The sequence below is a fragment of the Amycolatopsis coloradensis genome, assembly GCF_001953865.1.
GTDB classification, from domain to species: Bacteria; Actinomycetota; Actinomycetes; order Mycobacteriales; family Pseudonocardiaceae; genus Amycolatopsis; species Amycolatopsis coloradensis.
Genome location: NZ_MQUQ01000006.1, coordinates 329,831 through 345,925, shown reverse-complemented (window position 1 = coordinate 345,925; position 16,095 = coordinate 329,831). Strand labels below are relative to the sequence as shown.

Here is a 16,095-nt window from a genome sequence, read left to right as displayed (position 1 = left end):
TCCTGCTTAAGGTGAGGGGAGCCCACTCGCACAAGGAGCAATCATGAGCCCAGGCGGCACCTTCACCCTCGGCGATCTCACCGTGAGCCGGATGGGCTACGGCGCCATGCGGCTGTCCGGCCCCGGCATCTGGGGGCCGCCGAGTGACCGCGAAACCGCGATCGCCGTCCTCCGCGAGGCGGTCGAACTGGGCGTGACCCACATCGACACCAGCGACTTCTACGGCCCGCACACGGTCAACGAGCTGATCCGCGAGGCGCTGCACCCGTACCCGGAGAACCTGCACATCGTCACGAAGGTCGGCGCGAAGCGGACTCCGGACAAGGGGTGGCCTTCGGCGCTCTCGCGTGCGGAGCTGACCTCCGCGGTCCACGACAACCTTCGCAATCTCGGCGTCGACGTCCTCGACGTCGTCAACCTTCGGCTCGCCGGGGAGCACGGCGTCTTCCCGATCCCGGTCTCGGTCACCGAGCCGTTCGAGGTTCTCGCCGAACTCCAGCAGCAGGGCTTGATCCGGCACCTCGGCCTGAGTCACGTCTCGGCGGAACAGGTCAAGGAAGCCCGCTCCATCGCGCCGGTCGTCTGCGTGCAGAACGAGTACAACGTCGCGAACCGCGCCAACGACGGACTGCTCGACGCGCTCGCGGCCATCACCATCCCGTTCGTGCCGTACTTCCCGCTCGGCGGGTTCACCCCGCTGCAGTCCGGCGTGCTCGACGACTGCGCCCGCCGTGCCGGCGCGACGCCGATGCAGGTCGCGCTCGCGTGGCTGCTCCAGCGGTCGCCGAACATCCTGCTGATCCCCGGCACGTCCTCGGTGTCGCACCTGCACGAGAACATCGCCGCCGCGAAGCTCGAACTGCCCGCGGACGTCATCGCGGACCTCGACGCCCTCGCCTAAGTCCGTGAAAGCCTCCTTGAGGACTCTGGGTCCCTCAAGGAGGCTTTCACGGACTGTCAGAGGACATCCCGGCGCCGCAGCAGCCAGCCGCCGAGACCGGCGAAGACCAGCAGGTACCCGGCGACCACCAGCGTCGCCTGGGAGACACCGACGAGTTCCCCGACTCCCGGTGTCGCGCCCGAGGCACCGAGCGACGCGGCCAGCGAACCGGCGTTGGCTCCCGGCAGGGCCCGCTGGAGTGTGTCGACCCAGTCCAGCAGCGGGGCCGCGACCCCGAAAAGCAGATTCTGGACCACCAGCAGCCACACCAGGCCGAGCCCGATCGGCAGCGCCACCCCGCGCATCGCGATGGCGAGCGCCGCGCCGAGCACCGCCCAGGTCATCGCGATCAGCCAGCCCGCCCCGATGCCGGTGAGGATCTCGCCGGACGCGGGCCAGTTCATCGGCCTGCCCTCCGAGGAAGCGATGATCGCGCTCGTGACCGCACCGGTCGCGAAGCTCGTCAGCACGACGGTCAGCGTCGCGACGGCCAGCGCGAACAACTTTCCACTGTAGACGGTCAGCCGTGAAGGGCCTTGTGTCAGCAAGGTCTTCCACGTGCTCCAGCCGTATTCGGTGCCGACGGCCAGCACGCCGATCACCAGCATGATCGCGCCGAGGAACACCGGCAGCCCGCCGATCGAGTTGCCGACCAGATTCGACGGCATGGTCGCGGCCAGTCCGCGATCCGTACCGGGCGCCCCGCTCGACGAGCCCGCCGCGCCGGCCAGCGGCAGCAGATAGGTGAACGTCAGCCCGAGCACGACCGCGATCCCGAGCAGGAACCAGTTCGCCGGACGCTTGACGAGTTTCGCCAGCTCGGCGGTGCAGCTACCCCACATGACCTGCCACCTCTCCGGTGAGCTCGAAGAAGACCTGTTCCAGATCCCGTTCGCGGACGTGCAGTTCGCGCACCGCGATCCCTTCCGTGACGAGTTCGCGGTTCAGCCACGACGCGCGCTCCGGATCGACGGTCAGGTCGAGACCGGTCCCGCTCGCCCGCACGTTCTCCGCGCCGATCCAGTGCTTCACCAGATCGGTGGCCCGCAGGATCTCGTCGGTTTCGATGTGCAGCACCGTGCCGCCGCGGAGTTCGGCGACCGTGTTCTCCGCGACCAGCCGTCCGCGGGAAACGATGCCGACGCGGTCGCAGATCTGCTGGACCTCGCCCAGCAGATGGCTCGACAGCAGCACGGTGCAGCCTTCCGCGCCGAGCCGCCGGATCAGCACACGCATGTCGGCCATCCCCGCCGGGTCGAGCCCGTTGGTCGGCTCGTCGAGGATCAGCAGCCGCGGATCCTTCAGCAGCGCGGCCGCGACACCCAGCCGCTGCTTCATGCCGAGGGAGTAGGCCGAGTACCGGTCTTTGCCTCGATCGGTGAGATCGACCAGCGCGAGCACTTCACCGACGCGGAGCGGGTCCGTTCCGCTGTACCGGGCCAGCACCTTCAGGTTGTCCGAACCGGACAGATACGGGTAGAAGCCGGGTGATTCGATCAGCGCGCCGACACCGTCGAGGTCGCCAGGTGGTCTCCCGAACAGCCGCACGCTGCCGGACGAGCCCCAGCAGCATCCGCAACGTCGTCGTCTTGCCCGCGCCGTTCGGGCCGAGGAAGCCGTAGATCTCACCGGGCAGCACGGTCAGATTCATCCGGTCGACGGCGAGGTGCTCGCCGTACCGTTTCGTGAGTTCGTCTGTGTCCACGGGAATGTTCATGGTGACCAAGGGTGATCCGAGCGAGGCCGCGCCACATCCGTTCCCAGGCGGCACTTGACGTACGTCATCGGGCGTAGGGCGTGTCCGGAATCCTGCGACATCTGTCGGAAACACCCGTATCGGGTGCCCGGGCGCCGATCTTAGGCTCGGCAGCGTGTCGAAAGTTCTCTTGATCCTGCATGTGCTGGCCGCCGTCATCGCGATCGGTCCGGTGACCGTCGCCGCGAGTATGTTCCCGGCCGCCGCCCGGCGCGCGTACGCCGATCCGGGTTCCGGGCTGTCCGTGCCGCGTCTGCTCAACCGGATCTGCCGGGTGTACGCGATCTTCGGGCTGGCTGTGCCGTTCTTCGGGCTGGCGACCGCGGGCAGCATGCGGGTATTCGGCGACGTGTGGGTGCTCGTGTCGATCGTCCTCACCGCCGCGGCCGCCGGTGTGCTGGCGCTGCTCGTGCTGCCGGGGCAGAACGCGATCCTCGCGGACCTGGGCGCCCAGCCGCCGTCGGAACCGCTGACGGCCGGGCGCGTGGCGATGTACACCGGCGTGTTCAACCTGCTGTGGGCGGTGGTGACGGTACTGATGATCGTGCGGCCGGGATCGACCACCGGCGCGTGAAACGGTCGTTTCCAACCTAGGCTGAAGTCCGTGAAGGACTCCTTGAAAGACCCTGGGTCTCTCAAGGAGTCCTTCACGGCGGACCCAGCCCTAAGTGGTTACGCCTTGAGTAGCTGGTTGAAGAACGAGCGGTAACGGCGCAGCGCGATCCGGAGATCCTCGGTGGCCGGTTCGCCGTGGCTCCACGCGGATTCCAGTTCCTTCTTGTGGTCCGCGAACGTCGTGGCCAGGTTCTGGATCACGACGGCGACCAGCTCGTCGGCCTCCTTGACCGCTCGCTGCGGATCGTCCACGAAGGCCGTCTGGATGCCCTGCCAGCTGTCCCGGAACCGGTCCACGTCGACGTTGTCGAACAACGTCTGTGCCTCGTCCTCGTCACGACGTTCGGGCGCCGCTTCGGTGGTGCGCCCGGGATCCGCCGCCACCAGGTCTTCGGTGCTCAAGGTGTGCCCGGAGTCGCCGCCGTCAGCGGTCCGTTCCCCGTCGGGCCGGTCCGTCGTCCCCGCGACGCTTTCCGCTGTCCGCGGTTCCGTTCCCTCGGTTCCCAGAGGCCTGTTTTCCATGACTCTTCGCTCCTTCGCCACCGTCGTCGGTCAAAAGATCTTCGAACACCTCTCGGTAGTGCTTCATCGCTTCACGCATGTCCTCTGTGGACATTTCCGTTTCCCGATGACGCTCCAGCGTGTCGTGCCCGGCGCGGTAGTGCCGCAACGCGTTCGCGTGCCGGACGGACAGATCCGCGAGCTGCTGGTCGTACCCTTCGGTCGGGTAACCGCGCTCGGCCATCAGGGAGACCAGTACCCGGTCCGCCTCGACGACGGCGCCGGACGGACGGTCGACGAACTGTTCCTGGATCAGTGCCCATTCCTGCGCGTAGCGGTCCTTTGTGGACGACGGCAGCGGCCGGATGTCGAGATCCGAATGACGTTTCATCCGCGACGTGAGGTCACGTTCGGCTTCCCGCGGGTTCTCGTGTTCCTTGACGGCACGCTCGTACTCGGGCCCGAACGTCTCTTGCAATCGCCGCCTGCGCTGCCCCTGGATGACGAACCAAGCTGCGGCTCCCACCACCAGGACCGCGGCGATGACGATGATGATGACCAACCACGTTGGCATCGTTATCTCCTCCGGATATTCGCCGGTCAACCCCCGACAGGCCGTAAGTGCCCGGCTTTTGCGGTCGGAAACCCTTGTGGCACAAGAATTTTTGGATATTAGGCCGGATGGCTCAGTGATCTTGGCCAGTTTGCCGAGGCGATCGCGGAAGGAGGGGCGCCGTGTTCCGCCGTTTCGCACAGGTCGTGAGGTTCGCTAACGAAGCATCCCCCTATCGGATGCCTGAGATGACTCAGTGTAGGTAAAAACTCCCGATCACTGCTCCGTTGTGGCACTATTGCCCCATTCGCAGGAAGAGGGCCTGCGATTCGAGGGGACCCGGTGCGACGGGGTCGCCTGGCACGACAAAAGAAAGATCATCAGGGGAGGAGATCGACATATGTCGACGCCTACGGACATCAAGGATCCCATCGGCGAGGAAGAGCCGCTCGACCCGGCTCAGCCCAAGTCTGACCTGCCTCAACACGAGCACAGCCCGGATTGCGAGCACTTTCGCAACCGGCTGATGGAGTGCTCCGGCGGCTGCGCTCAGACGCCCCCGCCCACTCCGTGAGCAGCTTCGCAGGCTGAGGGAAGTTTCCCGTCTCCGGGCTTTGCCCGGCGGCGGGATTCCTTCGGCTACGGAGTGTGCTGTCATAGTCCAGTGGCTGTAACAAAGCTCGAAGAACTCGAGGGTATTCGCAGGGCCCGTGATCTGCACCTGGCCGCCGTTGAGGCGGGCTGTTCGGCGCATCAGCGTGAGGCTCTTCGGCTGCTTCGCCGTGGAATGACCGTGCTCGAATCAATCCATCCGGTGTCGGCGGAGAACCGTGATGAATGGCTGACCGTTCGCATCAGGCTCGCCTCGACCATCGCCACGATCGGTACCGAGACCAGCGGCGCGGTGTTCGCGGGGCTGGCGGGCCTCGACGACATCCGGCTGCTGCTCTCCTCGGTCTCGGACCCCCTTTTGCGGGCGGACCTTTCCGGCAGGCTCGATCACAACTTCGCCCTGCTCTTGATGGCGGCCGGACGCAATGAGGAGAGCATCACTTATTTCGATTCCTCTCTTAGGTTCCGGCAGACGGTGCTTGACGCCGCGGCGGATCCGATCCCGCTACTCGATCCGTATCTCGGAACGCTGGTGACGAGGGGCCTGGCCTATACCCGATTGGGTGATGTTCGCCGGGCCCGGCAAGATCTCACCCAGGCCATGGAATTGGCCGAGCGTCATCGGATGCGGTCGCAGGCGGCGGATGCCAGGCGACCGCTCGGGTCGCTCGAACTGCGGGTCGGCAATGTGCCTGCCGCGCTGAAGATCTTCGAGGAGAGCGAGCGGATCTACCGATCGCTGGACATCGAGGTGCATCCGCTGCTCCGGCTCGCGCAGGCCCAGGCCTTGCTGGCGGCGGGACTGGCGGAAGAGTCGGGTGCCCACCTCGACGAGGTTCTCGAAGCGATGCTCGCCGAGCGAGGTATCAGCCGTGACCTCGCCGACGTGGAGCTGTATCGTGCCTCGGCGGCATTGATGAGCGATGATCTCGAACTCGCCAGAGGCTACGCGGCCTCTTCCCGCCGCAGGATGCTTCGCTGGGGATGCCAAACCTGTGTCGCCAACGCGACGATCGTCGGGCTTCGCGCTGACGTGCGGGATGCCCTGCGTACCAACGAAATCCCGGCCGGCCTGACCGCTCGCGCGTTACGTGCGGCGAACGGGATGCCGCTGCCGCGGCTCGCCGATCAGGCAGCGCTGGCGCGGATGCTCGCCGTCCGGGTCGAGCTGCGAAAGGGAAAACGCAAACGCGCCGCCGAGTTGCTGGCGCGGATTCCGCGGCCGGGGCGGCTGACTTCCGTCGATTACCGGATGCTGCGGCGCCTGTGCCGTGCGGAACTCGCGGTCGCCGAGGGGGACAAGAGCAGGGCGCTGGCCGAGATCCGGGCCGGGCTCACCGAACTCGACCGGGTCCGCGACCGGATGGGCGGCCTCGAACTGGTGTCCGGCACGGCGTTGCACGGCCGGGAGCTGGCGGACCTCGCCGTCAAGATCGTGCTGGAGCGGGGCGACGCGGCCCGGTTGTTCGGCTGGACGGAGCGGACCCGCGCGCAGAGTTACCGGTACGAACCTGTTGCGGCGACCGATCCGGATCTCGCCGAGCGAGTCGGTGAGATCCGGGGTCTCGATCAGGCGATCCACCAGGCACAGCACGACGGGCATTCGACGGCGGCCTTGCGCGCCAAGCACGCGGAGCGGTTGCGTGAAGCGCATCGGCTCGGGTGGCACACCGGGCGCTGGGGCAGGCCGCGGCCGATCGCGCGGCTGGCCGAGGTCGCCGACGAGCTGGGAGAACGCGCGCTGGTGAGTTTCGCGTCCTCCGGAGACGACCTGGTGGCCGTGGTGGTCGCCGGCGGACAGTGCGAGCTGGTGCGGCTCGGCTCGGCGGAGCTGGCGGCGGAGTCCGCGCGGATGCTGAACGTCGACCTCGACGCCCTCGCGCCGGATCACCTGCCCGCACCACTGGTCCAGTCGGTACTCGGTTCGGCGCGGAAGCAGGCCGAACGGCTCGACGCCCAGTTGATCCGGCCGCTGGAGGGGCTGCTCGGGGACCGCGGCCTTGTCGTCGTGCCGACCGGCCCGCTGTACGCCGTCCCGTGGGGAGTGCTGCCCGCGCTGCGCTCGCGGCCGATCGTCGTCGCCCCGTCGGCGACGGCGTGGCTGGGCGCGGAACGTTCGACGGTGTCACGCGCGCCGAAGGTCGTCCTCGTACGCGGTCCCGGTCTCGTCGGGACCAGGGGCGAGCTGGACAAACTGGCCACGCACTACCGGACCGCGCACACGCTGGCCGGGGCGGAGGCCACCGTGAAGTCGGTTCTGCGCGCGCTGGACGGCGCGAAGCTCGCGCATATCGCCGCGCACGGCGCGCACGAGCCTGAGAACGCCTTGTTTTCCAGGCTGGAACTGGCCGACGGCACCCTCTTCGCGCACGAGATGGCCGGGCTCGCGCAACCGCCGTCGCAGGTCGTCTTCGCGGCGTGCGAACTGGCGCTGAACCGGATCCGGCCCGGCGACGAAGTCCTCGGTTTCGCCAGCGCGCTGCTCGCGAGCGGTTCGCGGACGGTGATCGCGCCGTTGAGCCGAGTCGGTGACGAGGCCGCCGCGGCCGCGATGGACGATTACCACCGCGGACTCGCCGAAGGCGCCGGACCGGCGACGGCCTTGGCGGACACCATCGCGGTTGATCCGTTCCGGCGACCGTTCGTCTGTTTGGGTGCGGGCTGATCGCACGACTTGACAACCCCCGTTCGATCTTCACGGGCACAAGTGCGCGGTTGGTTACTCTTGACCGAGTCGTCTGAACCAATTATGGTCTAGACCACATTCGCCTGCTTGGTGCTTTGGCGGATGTGGTCCCAACCGTCATTGGTTTTCGCTCGCTGTGGCCCAAGAACCTCGTGTCAGCTGACGGTTCTGCCACCGGGTCAGCGGTGGGTGTCGAAAGGGGTAGGCATGAGCTTCAAACGAAGGCTTTTGACCCTGGCGGCAGGTGCGGCAACCGTGCCGGCTGTTCTGGTCGCGATCCCGGCGGGAACCGCCAGCGCGCACGGCTACGTTTCCTCGCCGGCGAGCAGGCAGGCGCAGTGCGCCCAGAACACCGTTTCCTGCGGTGACATCAAATGGGAACCGCAAAGCGTAGAGGGCCCCAAGGGGCTCATGAGCTGTAGCGGCGGGGTCGGCCGGTTCTCGGATCTCAACAACGACAGCAAGGGCTGGAAGGTGCATTCCCTCGGCCGTACCACCACGTTCCGGTGGACGATCACGGCTCGGCACCGCACCAGCACGTGGGAGTACTTCGTCGACGGCGCCAAGGTCGCGACCGTCAACGACGGCGGCGCGCAGCCGGGCGCCACGGTCACGCACAGCGTGAACCTGCAGCAGAGCGGGCGGCACAAGATCCTCGCCCGTTGGAACGTCTACGACACGGCGAACGCGTTCTACGCCTGCATCGACGCGAACATCAGCTGAGCGTCGGGCTCGTGAGGGGCGATGACGGTTCCGACCGTCATCGCCACTCGCGAGCCTTTAGGCTCACCCCATGAGCGATGACGAGCGCGACGGGGTCAAGCTGAGCAACCTCGACCAGCCGTTGTTCGAGGACGCGACCAAACGCGACCTGGTCGACTACCTGGACGCCGTCGCGGGCCGCATCCTCCCGGTGCTGGAGAACCGGCCGCTGTCGGTGATCCGGATCCTGCGCGGCCAGGACCCGTTCATGCAGAAGAACCTGCCCAAATACACGCCCGATTGGGTGAAGCGGTACGGCATGTGGGCGGAGACCTCGAAGCGGCAGGTGTCGTACGCCCTGTGCGACGACCGCCGCACGCTGTTGTGGTTCGCGAACCAGCGTGCCGTCGAGTACCACCCGACGCTGATGCACGCGGGCGACGTCGCGGGCCCGACCCATCTCGTCCTCGACCTCGACCCGCCGGCGGGCGACGATTTCACGCACGTCGTGAAGGCCGCCGGTCTGGTGCGGCAGGCCCTGTCCGACTCCGGTCTCGCCGGCGCCGTGAAGACCAGCGGGTCCAAGGGAGTGCACATCTTCGTCCCGCTGGTGCCTGGGCAGGCCTTCGACGACGTCGCGGCCGCGACCCGCGCGCTCGCCGCTCGCGCGGAACAGGTCGATCCTTCCGTCGCGACGACCGCGTACCTCGTGGAAGACCGCGAGGGGAAGGTGTACCTCGACTCGACGCGAGCGGGCGGCAACACGGTCGCGGCGGCCTACAGCCCGCGGTTGCGGCCGGGACTGCCGGTGTCGTTCCCGGTGGACTGGGACGACCTGGCGAACGTGCTCCCCGCCGATTTCACCGTCCACACGGCGCCCGCGCTGCTCGGGGACGGGGATCCGTGGGCCGAGGCGATGCCCGCACCGCAGACCCTGCCCGCCGACCTCGTCGAACAGGGGCACACGATCCCGGTCGCCCGCGTCGTGGCGATGCACGAAGGGAAACGCCGGGCGAGGTTGCGGGCACAGAAGGACTGAACAGCCACGCACTCAGGGTGTTTTGTGTACCTTGGACCGCAGGGGCGGTACTGGGGGGTTTCGTGGGGAAGAACGATGCTGATGTGCTGATCCTGGGCGCGGGCCCGGCCGGGCTGGTACTCGGAAACCTTTTGCGCGCGGCCGGAATCGACTGTGTGATTCTCGAGCGCAAGAGTCGCGAGCAGGTCGAAAACCGTGCCAGGGCGGGGTTTCTCGCCGCGAACAGTGTGCGTTTGCTCGAAGCGAACGGACTCGCCGACGGACTCCTCCGCGACGGTGTCCAGCACGACACTTGTGTTTTTCGTTATGAGCGAACGGAATTCGAGATCAAGTACGGCGGACTCGCCGCCGGTGAGGTGCACACCGTCTACCCGCAGCAATTCCTGGTCACCGATCTGATCGCGGAATTCCTCGCGCGTGGCGGGGAGATCAAGTTCGGGACCGAGGTGTCGTCGGTTTCGGGGACGGAAGCCACTGTCATCGCCGACGAAGTGCTCTTGCGGGCCGAGTACATCGCCGGTTGCGACGGTCGGCGCGGCGTTTCCAGGAGATCCGTGCCCGCCCGGGTCTTCCGGCGGGACCACGCGATTTCCTGGCTCGCGATTCTCGCCGAGGCGCCACCCAGTATGCCCGCGGTCGGGTACGCGATGCACGAACGCGGATTCGCCGGGCATATGGCGAGGACGTCGACGGTGACGCGCTACTACCTCGAAGTCCCGCGCGGTGAGGATCCGGAGGGCTGGACGGACGACCGGATCTGGGACGAACTGCACCAGCGGATGCGCGCCGACCAGTACGGTCCGCTGAAACAGGGCGCCATCCTCGAGCGCCGCATCGTGGACCTGGGGTCGCATGTGATGGACACGATCCAGCGCGGGAACCTGTTCCTCGCGGGCGACGCGGCGAGCCTGATCAGCCCTTCCGCGGCGAAAGGCGCGAATCTCGCGCTGATGGAGGCCGAGATCCTCGCCGGCGCGCTGATCGCCGCCCACCACGAGCGCGACACGACAGCGCTCGACCGGTACTCCGCGGAGTGTCTGCCGCGGATCTGGCGGGCGCAGGAATTCTCGCACTGGCTGATCGCACTCCTGCACAGTCCGGCCGGCTACGACGACGAGGCCGTCTTCCAGCGGGCACTACGGGACGCGCGCCTGGAGAGCCTGCGGATTTCCCGTGCGAACCAAGACTTCTTCGCCGAGAGCTACGTGGGTATCTGACTGAATTCGGTGCCCGGCCTCGCTCCCCGGCTCTTCCTCGGTGACGAACCGCAGCGCCCCGGTTACCTCACGGGTCACCATCCGCGCGCCGTGCCAGCCCGCCGGGACCCAGCCCGCCCGCAGGTCACGGCGCAGCTTCTCGGCCCTTTTGACGTGGCGGGCGAACGAACGCCGCCGGATGACCCGCCCGCGCGCGATCTGGCCGGCGCGGGCATCCTCCGGCGAGACGTCGAGCCACAGCAACCGGACCGGTCGGCGGCTCAGCAGGCCGAGCAGCGCCAGCAGCCCGCGGGTCGTCGCGCGGGTCGACGGCTCGTGCACGACCAGCGGACCGTCGTCCGCCAGCGCGAACCCGACAACCCGCGCGCGGTGCCACAGGTGGACGAGCGGCCGGTAGAACCGGTACGGCAGCGCGGTGGGCAGCCGCCCGCGCAATCGCGCGCGGACCTGGTCGGAGTCGAGCACCGGCATCGCGCCGGTCGCCGCCCTGGACAGGAGGGTGGTCTTGCCCGCCCCGGGAATTCCCGCGACCACCAGGAGATCGCGGCGGCCGAGCTGAAGTGCGATGCGCTCAGTCATAAGGCGTCAACGACCCGGCCGATGACAAAGGTTCCTTTACCTTGATCCGTCCGGCTCCGGTACAGGTCAGGCCGTCACGCGCGTCCCCGCCGTCACCGTCTTGTCCGGCAGCAGCGTCCCGCCCTTGGTGAGCCACGCGAGACCGAACGCGAGGGTCGCCGCCGATTCCAGCCACAGCGCCGGGTACAGCGACCTCGTCTCCTCGTCGAAGACCAGGCCGCAGAGCACGATCAAGGCGAGGCATACCAGCATGATCACGCCCGAGACGACGTACAGCCGGTTCCGTTCGGGCTTGTGGGCGCCGGGGATCTCCTTGTCCGACTTGGTGAACAGCACGATGCAGAAGAACGCCAGTGTCAGGAAGAAGACCGAGGCGAAGGCGAGATGCAGCATCCCGATGATCTCGTCCGCGCGGTCGCCGTTCGCCGGGGTGGTGGGGAAGAATGCCACCCCGACCGCGGCCACCGCCGCGATGTTCCCGGCGACGTCGTCGATCCGGCCGTAACCCCGGTAGGACAACAGGAAGACGCCGATCGCGCACATGACGCCGACCCAGACGTCACGCATGCCCGAGTAGTAGTAGCCGCTGATCGAGTTGAGCAGCCCACCGCCGTCGACGGCGATCTTCCCGAAGACCAGGACGAAGGGCAGCCCGATCCCGAGGAACCCGATGGCACGCCGCAGGAACAGGTAGTTGTGGACGAGATTGTCGGATGCCGTTCTCGGGCTCATGGCCGCCTCCGTGCTCAGTGCGGGTCGCTACTGGGGAGTATCGACTACTTGAGCACGAAAAATGACACTTCGTGACGAGGTTGGTACCGTGTGTTATCTAGGCGGTATCCAAGACGACCGCGGTGACGTAGCCGCCCATCCCGATCGACGTCTTCACGGTGAGCCCGCTTTCCGGCCGGGACGGCCCGTCCATCAGCCGCGGATGCCCGTCCGCCACCGGCTTCGGCGCCGGGATCAGGTCGCGCTGCGCCGCCAGGCAGGTCGTCGCGATCTCGGTCAGCGCGCTGCCCGACTGACTGTGGCCGGTCAGCGGCTTGATCGAGTAGATCTCCGTGCCGCGCGGGAAGACCGTGTCGAGAATCCGGGATTCCGAGCGGTGGCACAGTTTCGTGCCGGTGCCGTGCGCGTTCAGGTACCGGACGTCCTCCGGGGCGGCGTCCGCGTTCTCCAGTGCGTCGGCCACCGCCGCGATCGCGGTCGTCGCGTCCGGGTCGAGCGCCATCGCGTTGTGCGCCTCGTGCGCCATGGCGCCACCCCGCACGGTCGCGTACGCGTCGGTCTTCCGCTGGGTCAGCACCACCGCGACCGCGGCCTCGGAGAAAGTGAAACCCCTTGTGCCCTCTTGGAAAGGACGGCACGCGTCGAGCGGGGGCGTGTCGGTGATCGCGACCCCGCAGTGCACGAAGTTGCGCACCATCGCCCTGGTCGCGGACAGATCGGTGGTGACCACCACGACGTCGTCGGCCATGCCCGCTTCCAGCCACATCTTCGCGGTGAGCACCGCGGCGCTGCCGGTCGCGCACATCGCGGACGTGGCCATCGAAGGGCCGTGGAAGCCGAACTCCGACATCAGCGCGCAGATCGGGGTCGAGGGCATCATGCCGATGAATTCGCGCCGGTACATGAGTTCCTCGCCGAGGCCGGTGAGCCTGTCCCAGGTCCGCAGGTCTTCCCGGACGCCGCCGGAGATGACGCCGACGCGCCGTCCCGGCGACCAGCCTCGCGTACCGGCGTCTTCGATCGCCTCCCTCGCCGCGGCGAGCAGGGCGCGGCCATGCAGGTTGCCGTCCTCTCGTCTGCCGCCTTCGGCGATATGCCCGACCCAGCCGGGCAGTTCCGGGGTTTCCCCGAAACCTTCGGTGAATTGGGGGCTGGGAACGCCGCTCGCGAGACCCTCCCACAGCGATTCGCGCCCCCAGCCGTAGGCGGTTACGGCTCCGATGCCGCAGATGTCGGTTTTGCTCCGCACGTGTTTCCCTTCAACTACATTCCGTCAACGCTGGGGTGGAAAAGCCGCACCGGTCAGCTGGACGAGGAAGACGGCTACGTCGATTTAGTGATCTAATCGGAAGCTACATCAGTCGAGTAGGGGGTTTGGATCAGATGGATCCTGACGATCTCGACGGTGGGACTCCCGACCCCCACCGGCTGGATCAGGATTCCTCGCCAGCGAACGGCACCGCGACCTGCACGGTTGGAGAACCCGACCCGACCGGTACCACTGACCGGCATGCGTCGCTCGTCCGTTTGCTGACCGAGTTGTCCGCCGAGAGGGATCCGCGCGGCGAACCCGCGCTCGCCTTTCTCGGCAAGGGGTACCGCCTTTTGGAGCAAAATTCCGACGGCGGCGCCTTGGGTACGCAATACCTCACGATGGTCGAGGCGAGCCCTTATGGCATCTGTGTTCACCAGCGCGGCAAAGTCGTGTTCGTGAACTCGGCCACGATGCGGTTCGTCGGCGCGAGGGTGTCGACCGAGATCATCGGGATGCACATCACGGACCTCGTCGACGCCGGCTCGCGGAACGCGTTGCTGGAGCGGATCGGGTCGCTGGTCACGCCCGGCTCGTTCAGCGAACCGACCGAGATGACCTTGCAGACCCTTCAGGGCCACAAGGTCACCGTCGAATCCCAGGCGGTGCTCACCACCTGGGAGGGCAAACCCGCCTACCAGGTGATCATGCGCGATCTGACCACGCAGAAGGCGGCTGAAGCCGGTCTGCGGTTTCAGGCCGCGCTGGTCGGCCACGCGAGTGACGCGATCATCGCGACTTCGCCCGATGGACTGGTGACGAGCTGGAACCCGGCCGCCGAGGCCGTCTACGGGCACGATCTCGACCAGGTCATCGGGGCTCCGGTGGCCGAGGTCGTCGGCGCGCCGATGAGTCCGCGGCAGGTCGTCGCGGCGGGCGGTGTCGTGCAGGCCACGCATTTCAGCGCCGACGGCACGGCGCTGGCGGTGCGGGTCTCCGCGGCCGAGATGTTCGACGGCTATGTACTGTTGTGCGCCGACGAGACCGCGCAGCGCCGGGCCGAGGCCGAATTCGCCACCGTCGTCGAGACACTCGACGAAGGGGTGCTGGTGGTCGGCCCCAGTGGCCGGATCGAGCTGGCGAACTCCGCGGCGCACCGGATCTCGGGGGTGCCGGAGGGTTCCCTGGTCGGCCTGGAGAGCCGGACGCTGCGGCTGCACGACGAATACGGCGTCCCGGTGCCTGTCGACGATCTGCCGTCCGCGCGCGTGCGGCGCTCCGGGAAGGTCGAGACCGGGCGGGTCGTGCAGGTGCGGCGGCGCGACGGTGCGCACCGGTGGCTTTCGCTGACCTCCGGCCCGCTGATGGCGCCGGGGCAGAGCGTTCCCTCGGTGCTGACCTCGTTCGCCGACATCACCGAGCGGCGCGCGATCAGCGAGCGGCTGGCCTACGAGGCGACCCACGATCCGCTGACCAGGCTCGCGAATCGCACGCTCGCGCTGAACCATCTGGGCCGCACGATCGCCGATCCGGCGCGGACGACCACGGTGATGTTCATCGACCTCGACAAGTTCAAGATCATCAACGATTCGCTCGGTCATCCCGTCGGCGACCAGGTGCTGCGCATCATCGGCGAGCGACTGCGGGCCGCCGCCGGGCCTTCGGACCTGGTCGGGCGGCTCGGCGGGGACGAGTTCCTGGTCATCACCACCGGTTATACCGAAGCCGCCGAGGTGCGGGCGCTGGCGGATCACCTCCAGCGTCATCTCGCCCAATCGCTCACCGTGTACGGCCGCGAACTGCATATCAATACGAGCATCGGAATAGTGATCACCGAACCCGGTGATTCCCGCGGTGCCGACGAATTGCTGGAAGACGCCGATTTGGCGATGTATCAGGCGAAAACCTTCGGACCCGGCCGGTACGCTTTCTATGCGCCGATCATGCGGGAACGGGTTCAGGACCGTTTCATCCTGGAGCAGGATCTGCGGAACGCCATCGCGGCGGGCCTGATCGAGACCGTTTATCAGCCCGTCGTCGATTTGCGGACCGGTGAGATGGTCGCGGTGAAGGCGAAGTCCCGCTGGGATCATCCCGTCCGCGGGCCGATCGATCCGGCGGAATTGGTCGAGATCGCCGACGACGGCGATCTCTTGACCATCATCGGTGCGGAGGTCCTCTCCAAGGCCGTCGGTGAGATCTCCCGATGGCGTGCCGATCATGGTGTGCACTGTAATGTGAATGTGAGCCTCTCGGTGCGCCAACTGGGCGATCCCACGTTGCTCCAAGTGGTTCAGACAACCCTGGAGAGCGCGGGGCTGAGGCCGCACGACCTTAGTCTCGACGTCGACGAAACGGCGCTGAAGGACGCGGCGGACGCCGTCGACGCGTTGCGGAAGACCGGGGTCAAGGTGACCGCGGAACGGTTCGGCGCCGGGTATTCGTCGCTCGCCCAGCTGTGCAGGCTCGATCTGAACGTGATCGAGATCGACCGGTCGTTCGTGGCCGATCTCGGGAGGTCGAGCGACGCCGAGCCGATCGTCGCCGGAATCATGGCGATGGCGCACGCCGTCGACCTCGTGGTGGTCGCCGAGGGAGTCGAGACCGCGCGGCAACTGGAAGTGCTGCACGAACTCGGCTGCGATTGGGCGAAAGGGCCGCTGGTCGCGCCGCCGGGTCCGGTGGAGGACCTGCGGTCCGCGTACGAACACGTCGTGCGATGAACCGTGCCTGGGAGCGGGCCGGACTGGACGCGTTCCTGAAGGCCGGTTCGCGTTTATCCGACTACTTGCGGTGTTGGGGGCGTCGCGTCGTGCCGCCCAAGTACGTGAAGGGGTCCTTCCTTGCGTCAGGCGCAAGGAAAGGGGCCTTCATGCGGCTTGGCCGTGGCATTTGGGAGCACTGAGGCGGC

13 protein-coding genes and 1 pseudogene are annotated in these 16,095 nt (G+C 67.4%); 7 read left to right on the top strand and 7 right to left on the bottom strand.

Annotated elements, in window-relative coordinates:
- Window positions 1–43: 43 nt before the first annotated feature.
- The gene (locus tag BS329_RS14945) at window positions 44–901 is read left to right on the top strand and encodes an oxidoreductase (protein ID WP_076160935.1); all 858 of its coding nucleotides are present in this window, start codon (window positions 44–46) and stop codon (window positions 899–901) included.
- 56 nt (window positions 902–957) lie between these two features.
- Here BS329_RS14945 and BS329_RS14940 read toward each other — a convergent pair whose 3' ends face one another.
- Together BS329_RS14940 and BS329_RS45170 are read right to left on the bottom strand one after the other, a co-directional pair.
- Complete coding sequence (locus tag BS329_RS14940) at window positions 958–1,782, bottom strand: ABC transporter permease (RefSeq protein ID WP_076160933.1); 825 nt, start codon at window positions 1,780–1,782, stop codon at window positions 958–960.
- Window positions 1,772–2,657, bottom strand: a pseudogene (locus BS329_RS45170) (ABC transporter ATP-binding protein). The gene BS329_RS14940 and the pseudogene BS329_RS45170 overlap by 11 nt, the downstream one beginning before the upstream one ends.
- Before the next feature lie 154 nt (window positions 2,658–2,811).
- Between BS329_RS45170 and BS329_RS14930 the strand changes: the two are divergent.
- Complete coding sequence (locus BS329_RS14930) at window positions 2,812–3,270, top strand: hypothetical protein (RefSeq protein ID WP_076160930.1); 459 nt, start codon at window positions 2,812–2,814, stop codon at window positions 3,268–3,270.
- Window positions 3,271–3,368: 98 nt separating this feature from the next.
- On the opposite strand, the gene BS329_RS14925 is transcribed toward BS329_RS14930, so the two are convergent.
- Complete coding sequence (locus BS329_RS14925) at window positions 3,369–3,713, bottom strand: hypothetical protein (protein ID WP_244197162.1); 345 nt, start codon at window positions 3,711–3,713, stop codon at window positions 3,369–3,371.
- A gap of 22 nt (window positions 3,714–3,735) precedes the next feature.
- Window positions 3,736–4,386 (bottom strand): hypothetical protein, encoded by a 651-nt coding sequence (locus BS329_RS14920; protein ID WP_076160924.1) that lies wholly within the window; start codon window positions 4,384–4,386, stop codon window positions 3,736–3,738.
- A 766-nt stretch (window positions 4,387–5,152) separates the two neighbouring features.
- On the opposite strand from BS329_RS14920, the gene BS329_RS14915 reads away from it, so the two are divergent.
- From BS329_RS14915 to BS329_RS14900, 4 genes are all read left to right on the top strand, one after another.
- Window positions 5,153–7,642, top strand: coding sequence for a CHAT domain-containing protein (locus BS329_RS14915; protein WP_143253035.1), 2,490 nt, complete (start codon window positions 5,153–5,155; stop codon window positions 7,640–7,642).
- 228 nt (window positions 7,643–7,870) lie between these two features.
- Window positions 7,871–8,386 carry a lytic polysaccharide monooxygenase auxiliary activity family 9 protein gene (locus BS329_RS14910; RefSeq protein ID WP_076160919.1) on the top strand — a complete coding sequence of 172 codons (516 nt, stop codon included), beginning with the start codon at window positions 7,871–7,873 and terminating at the stop codon, window positions 8,384–8,386.
- Window positions 8,387–8,456: 70 nt separating this feature from the next.
- Window positions 8,457–9,404, top strand: coding sequence for a DNA polymerase domain-containing protein (locus BS329_RS14905; protein ID WP_076160916.1), 948 nt, complete (start codon window positions 8,457–8,459; stop codon window positions 9,402–9,404).
- 62 nt (window positions 9,405–9,466) lie between these two features.
- Window positions 9,467–10,621, top strand: a complete 1,155-nt coding sequence (locus BS329_RS14900; RefSeq protein ID WP_076160913.1) for a 4-hydroxybenzoate 3-monooxygenase — start codon at window positions 9,467–9,469, stop codon at window positions 10,619–10,621.
- Here the strand turns inward: BS329_RS14900 and BS329_RS14895 are convergent.
- The 3 genes from BS329_RS14895 to BS329_RS14885 form a co-directional block, all read right to left on the bottom strand.
- Window positions 10,541–11,200 carry an AAA family ATPase gene (locus BS329_RS14895; protein ID WP_244197161.1) on the bottom strand — a complete coding sequence of 220 codons (660 nt, stop codon included), beginning with the start codon at window positions 11,198–11,200 and terminating at the stop codon, window positions 10,541–10,543. The two genes, BS329_RS14900 and BS329_RS14895, sit on opposite strands and share 81 nt — an antisense overlap.
- Window positions 11,201–11,266: 66 nt before the next feature.
- Window positions 11,267–11,932 carry a DUF998 domain-containing protein gene (locus BS329_RS14890; RefSeq protein WP_076160910.1) on the bottom strand — a complete coding sequence of 222 codons (666 nt, stop codon included), beginning with the start codon at window positions 11,930–11,932 and terminating at the stop codon, window positions 11,267–11,269.
- Between the two features lie 97 nt (window positions 11,933–12,029).
- Entirely contained in the window at window positions 12,030–13,181 is a 1,152-nt protein-coding gene (locus tag BS329_RS14885) for a beta-ketoacyl synthase N-terminal-like domain-containing protein (RefSeq protein ID WP_076160908.1), read from the bottom strand.
- Between the two features lie 35 nt (window positions 13,182–13,216).
- Between BS329_RS14885 and BS329_RS14880 the strand changes: the two genes are divergently transcribed.
- On the top strand, window positions 13,217–15,907 hold the full coding sequence (locus tag BS329_RS14880; RefSeq protein ID WP_244197160.1) for a sensor domain-containing protein: 2,691 nt from the start codon (window positions 13,217–13,219) through the stop codon (window positions 15,905–15,907).
- Window positions 15,908–16,095 lie beyond the last annotated feature (188 nt).

Bases quoted from the DNA above. Each gene is read 5' to 3' on its own strand.
- BS329_RS14945 (WP_076160935.1), top strand. From the start codon at position 44: ATGAGCCCAGGCGGCACCTTCACCCTCGGCGATCTCACCGTGAGCCGG.
- BS329_RS14940 (WP_076160933.1), bottom strand. From the start codon at position 1,782: ATGTGGGGTAGCTGCACCGCCGAGCTGGCGAAACTCGTCAAGCGTCCG.
- BS329_RS14920 (WP_076160924.1), bottom strand. From the start codon at position 4,386: ATGCCAACGTGGTTGGTCATCATCATCGTCATCGCCGCGGTCCTGGTG.
- BS329_RS14915 (WP_143253035.1), top strand. From the start codon at position 5,153: ATGACCGTGCTCGAATCAATCCATCCGGTGTCGGCGGAGAACCGTGAT.
- BS329_RS14910 (WP_076160919.1), top strand. From the start codon at position 7,871: ATGAGCTTCAAACGAAGGCTTTTGACCCTGGCGGCAGGTGCGGCAACC.
- BS329_RS14905 (WP_076160916.1), top strand. From the start codon at position 8,457: ATGAGCGATGACGAGCGCGACGGGGTCAAGCTGAGCAACCTCGACCAG.
- BS329_RS14895 (WP_244197161.1), bottom strand. From the start codon at position 11,200: ATGACTGAGCGCATCGCACTTCAGCTCGGCCGCCGCGATCTCCTGGTG.
- BS329_RS14890 (WP_076160910.1), bottom strand. From the start codon at position 11,932: ATGAGCCCGAGAACGGCATCCGACAATCTCGTCCACAACTACCTGTTC.